The organism is Clostridium pacaense (genome assembly GCF_020709765.2).
Taxonomy (GTDB): domain Bacteria; phylum Bacillota; class Clostridia; order Lachnospirales; family Lachnospiraceae; genus Enterocloster; species Enterocloster hominis.
Genome location: NZ_JAJFEB020000044.1, coordinates 1 through 3,839, shown reverse-complemented (window position 1 = coordinate 3,839; position 3,839 = coordinate 1). Strand labels below are relative to the sequence as shown.

Below are 3,839 nucleotides of genomic sequence, written 5' to 3'. Positions count from 1 at the left end.
ATTAAAGTGTCGTTAATATTTATGGCCTAAAAAGTACGGTTTTACAAGGTTTTTCAGTGCATTTGTGACTTTACTGTGTCTAATAGGGCGGCATATATAGGTATGAAATAGTATGAAATTGGCGGGTCCGGTCAATCCGGTTCCCGCCTTTTCCTTACTTTCCATGTCCATCCTGAATCCGTTTCCACACCTTCTCAAACTCATCTGGCGCCGGTTGCGGCACCTCGCCATCCGGGATGTGGTCCCTCACCCACTCAAACTCCTTGAGCAGTCCTTCTGGTGGTTCTTCTGGCGGCTTGTCTTCCTGTTTCCTTTCCATACCGTGTCCCTCCTTTATAAGGACATTGTACGCCTGTCCAGCGCAAATGGAGCATGGTAAATTATGGTAGTTACCGTCTTTTCTTATATCCATCTCACAATCCCCCCTCGCTACATATTTTAGGCCAAATTAGAGTAAATTTCAATAGGCCAATACAGACTAAATTATAATGCTCTGTATTGGAGGATGATTATGAGATTGGAACGACTACGGGATTTACGGGATGACAAGGATTTGACACAGCAATATGTTGCGGATTACCTGCATATAAACCAACGGACCTATTCCAGGTATGAGAATGACCAACGGATGATACCGTTCCAGATTCTATCTGCGCTTGCTGATTTATATGACACCAGTGTTGATTATCTGATAGGACGGACAGATGTTAAGGATCCGTATCCCAAGAAGAAAAGGTAACATTACGGCGAGGACCGATAATCCCCGCCGCTTTTTATTACTCTCCTAGTCCTGGCCAGCGCAACGCCCCATCCTTATCCGGTGTTAGTGTCACAGGCTCCGTGGCCATCTTACCATCCGGCATCAGGTAATAGTAGTTGCCTCCACCGGCCTGCAGTCCCTGAACCATAGCCCCATCCGCGCCCAGGTAGTACCAGTCACCTTTGTACTGATACCAGGTATCGGTGACCATGTGGCCGGTGCCGTCAAACCAGTACCACTTGCCATCCGTATCAAGGTACCAGGAGTTGCGGACCGGCTCACCGGTATTTCCCAGGTAAAAGCTCCAGGCACCGTCCGCATTCTGCTCCCAGCCGGATTTCCTTGGCTGCTCCGGCTCCTGGATTACATCATCCTGTATGTATCTACGCACACACACCAGCCCCTTACGCCATCCTCCGGACGCCCAGGAATTGTACCGACTCTTACAGTAGGCCACCAGGTCCTTATAGGACGGCCTGCCGGAACCGTGACCACAGATAATGCCGTTGCCGCAGTACATCTCCACATGGCCTATCCTGAGTGGCCTGGAAGCATCCGTACCAGCAAACAGTAGCATGTCCCCCGGCCGGAGCCTGGACGTATCCGGGATGCCTTGGGCTATGTCCGCATCCACGGTGGTCAGCTTTTTGGACTGGTAGATGCCTGCGGTGTTAAGATTTCCGAATCCCATTCCTACCGCCTCATAGGTAAGGCAGATGGAGCTGCTGCAGTCACTGTAGTAATTACCATCCTTATATCGTACATAGCAGTAATCCCTCAGGGACTGGCTGTATATGTTACGGCCTATAATCTCTGCGTACTTATCAATTACGGCCTGTCTCCTTAATAATGCTGTCATATCTTTCCTCCAATCCAAATAAGGCCCAGGGATATCCCCAGGCCTGCCCACATTGTTGCGATATCGCAACTAATCCCGGACAATATTCCCGGATGTATCCACATGCCAGCCAACGGCAATCACAAACTTCCCGGTATCATCGTGATAGTCAATCCCGTGGTCCGGGCCATCATACAGGGATTTAAGGGTGCCATATTCAGGTGTTCCCTTGGCAGCCGCAATCTTTGCCTCCAGGTCAGGGATTTCCGCAACATTAATAGGCTTCCATGGTTCGTTGTTCAATGGATAATTCATAGTCTTTCCCTCTCTTTCATGATTTGGTTGATAGTTCCGCCTTAACCCTGACGGCTGGGAGATGTATGGACCACCTCCCCTCAGGCATCAGTCTTGGTATCCAGTTCCGGTAGTCCGGCTATGGATGTAGCCATGGACAGGATGCCCGCCAGTACGGATGCGGATGCTACCATGGGCCAGTTAACCTCACCCATTACGGCAGCCGTCCCCACTGTTGCTATAAACGTCTGTGCTACCGTCTTGACCGCCCTGCGCCCTGCTGCCCTGAACCATTTCCTTGTGTTCTCACTCATAGATATATCTCCTCTCATTTGATGATGTACTGAGCCATCATTGCGATAAGACCGATTGCCAATGCCGCAGCACCGGCCCCAATCATTTGGTTAAATACAGTCCGTTTCATACTACTCCACCGCTCTCCTGGCTCCGCCTTTAGTTTCTCAATGTCTTCTCCCTGTTTCTTCTGCTCATGGAGCATGTTCCCCATATTGATAGTCAGTTCTTTTACTGACAGGGCAAGGTCCTGTATAGCCTGATTCTGTACTTCCAGGTCATCAATCCGGTGTTTTGCTGACTTTGTCTCATGTTCCAACGCAGTAAGTTTTATGGCGATTTCTTCATCATTCACATGTGGCACCATCCTTCCTATGATATTTGGGGCAACCAGATTATCTTAGGCCTGCGCCGTGTAATGCCTACGTTATAACGTGGCCGCTCCTCACCCCACCATCGGTACCGCAGCCAGTCATCCAGCACAATCCCGGTCAGGGATACCGGCAGCCAGAGCAGGCAGTACTGTGGGCATATCTGCCCCAGGACGTTGCCCGGAAGGCCGCTGTAGTCCCATACCCCCCAACCCAGCCACAGGTTGACGATGCACCCGGTCAGGAACTCCAGCGCCGTCACGATGCAGGCGCCGGTTAGTATCTGCTGCCACAGGGGCATGTCCCAGGGTAATACCTCATTGATTAGTCCCAACGCCACGAAACAGATGCCGCCCAGAAGGAACATCGTCCAATGGCTCCTGCCGCGCCAGGCCATCTCCAGGATTATGTACAACAGCCCTCCTGTAACCAGCAGGGCCGCATACTTGTCAACCTTCCGGTGTGGCATCCGTTCCACCTCCTGCAATTGTAGTAATCTCCACCAAGTAGGCCTTAAGCACATCTGACTGATACTGCTCCGGCACATCGGCGCCGTAGAATATCTCGGCTACCTCATCCGTGGTCTGGCAGCCAGCAATCCACATGTTAAGTGCGTTACAGTACGTGGTGTGATAGGACACATGCCACATGGCCGCCTGGATGATGGCCTGCATGTCTGCCGCGCTGTAATACCTGCAGGGCTGTCCATCGGCATGGTACTCCAGCTGAGTTGCCCCGGCAGTTATCTGGCTCAGCTTACCGAACAGGTTAAGCTGGTCCTCGATGGTCAGAGCATAATGCTCCACGCTGCCATCAGCCAACGCCACGTTGATACCGGCATAGATAAGCCCCTCACACTCCGCTGCCACCTCCCGGCGCTTACCTGCCTGCAGCTCCCCCAAGGTCGGGACATAAGGTTCCGGAGGCTCCCCTGGTCCATCCGGCGTATCAGGTGCCTGATACACGCTGCCATCATTGGACAGATACACCGTCTGTCCATCGTCCCGATACACCGTGTCATACCCGGTTAGGGTTGCTGCCTCCGTGCCATCCTCGGTGTAGATGGTGATGTCTCCCCAGGAGATGGGCACGGGGTCGGCAAACACAATCTGCATGACATTGGGAGACATGGGGCGGATACCCTTAATCTCATACAGCGGCTCATCCTTTCCTATTCTGATTTTTTCCATGTTTTTACCTTCTTTCTGCATTTTTATGTATTATAAAAGGCCCTTGGAGGGCCTGAATTTTCGTTTTTGCTGTGTGTTATACCAATTTAGAT

At 51.6% G+C, this 3,839-nt stretch carries 8 protein-coding genes; 1 reads left to right on the top strand and 7 read right to left on the bottom strand.

Annotated elements, in window-relative coordinates:
• Window positions 1-154: 154 nt before the first annotated feature.
• Entirely contained in the window at window positions 155-319 is a 165-nt protein-coding gene (locus tag LK536_RS58315) for a hypothetical protein (RefSeq protein WP_227116712.1), read from the bottom strand.
• 192 nt (window positions 320-511) lie between these two features.
• On the opposite strand from LK536_RS58315, the gene LK536_RS58310 reads away from it, so the two are divergent.
• A complete protein-coding gene (locus tag LK536_RS58310) occupies window positions 512-739 on the top strand; it encodes a helix-turn-helix domain-containing protein (protein WP_025483580.1) in 228 nt (75 codons plus the stop codon).
• A gap of 37 nt (window positions 740-776) precedes the next feature.
• Here the strand turns inward: LK536_RS58310 and LK536_RS58305 are convergent, their stop codons facing one another.
• From LK536_RS58305 to LK536_RS58280, 6 genes are all read right to left on the bottom strand, one after another.
• The gene (locus LK536_RS58305) at window positions 777-1,619 is read right to left on the bottom strand and encodes an NlpC/P60 family protein (protein ID WP_227116711.1); all 843 of its coding nucleotides are present in this window, start codon (window positions 1,617-1,619) and stop codon (window positions 777-779) included.
• Between the two features lie 69 nt (window positions 1,620-1,688).
• Entirely contained in the window at window positions 1,689-1,913 is a 225-nt protein-coding gene (locus tag LK536_RS58300; RefSeq protein WP_227116710.1) for a hypothetical protein, read from the bottom strand.
• Between the two features lie 80 nt (window positions 1,914-1,993).
• On the bottom strand, window positions 1,994-2,206 hold the full coding sequence (locus tag LK536_RS58295) for a holin (RefSeq protein WP_227116709.1): 213 nt from the start codon (window positions 2,204-2,206) through the stop codon (window positions 1,994-1,996).
• A 14-nt stretch (window positions 2,207-2,220) separates the two neighbouring features.
• Complete coding sequence (locus LK536_RS58290) at window positions 2,221-2,541, bottom strand: hypothetical protein (protein WP_227116708.1); 321 nt, start codon at window positions 2,539-2,541, stop codon at window positions 2,221-2,223.
• Window positions 2,542-2,558: 17 nt separating this feature from the next.
• Complete coding sequence (locus tag LK536_RS58285; RefSeq protein ID WP_227116707.1) at window positions 2,559-3,026, bottom strand: putative ABC transporter permease; 468 nt, start codon at window positions 3,024-3,026, stop codon at window positions 2,559-2,561.
• Window positions 3,007-3,747 carry a DUF4376 domain-containing protein gene (locus LK536_RS58280; RefSeq protein ID WP_227116706.1) on the bottom strand — a complete coding sequence of 247 codons (741 nt, stop codon included), beginning with the start codon at window positions 3,745-3,747 and terminating at the stop codon, window positions 3,007-3,009. The genes LK536_RS58285 and LK536_RS58280 overlap by 20 nt, the downstream gene beginning before the upstream one ends.
• Between the last annotated feature and the right edge of the window lie 92 nt (window positions 3,748-3,839).

What these genes read in the sequence shown, in the direction of transcription:
- LK536_RS58315 (WP_227116712.1), bottom strand. Translation starts at nt 319, where the DNA reads ATGGAAAGGAAACAGGAAGACAAGCCGCCAGAAGAACCACCAGAAGGA.
- LK536_RS58310 (WP_025483580.1), top strand. Translation starts at nt 512, where the DNA reads ATGAGATTGGAACGACTACGGGATTTACGGGATGACAAGGATTTGACA.
- LK536_RS58305 (WP_227116711.1), bottom strand. Translation starts at nt 1,619, where the DNA reads ATGACAGCATTATTAAGGAGACAGGCCGTAATTGATAAGTACGCAGAG.
- LK536_RS58300 (WP_227116710.1), bottom strand. Translation starts at nt 1,913, where the DNA reads ATGAATTATCCATTGAACAACGAACCATGGAAGCCTATTAATGTTGCG.
- LK536_RS58295 (WP_227116709.1), bottom strand. Translation starts at nt 2,206, where the DNA reads ATGAGTGAGAACACAAGGAAATGGTTCAGGGCAGCAGGGCGCAGGGCG.
- LK536_RS58285 (WP_227116707.1), bottom strand. Translation starts at nt 3,026, where the DNA reads ATGCCACACCGGAAGGTTGACAAGTATGCGGCCCTGCTGGTTACAGGA.
- LK536_RS58280 (WP_227116706.1), bottom strand. Translation starts at nt 3,747, where the DNA reads ATGGAAAAAATCAGAATAGGAAAGGATGAGCCGCTGTATGAGATTAAG.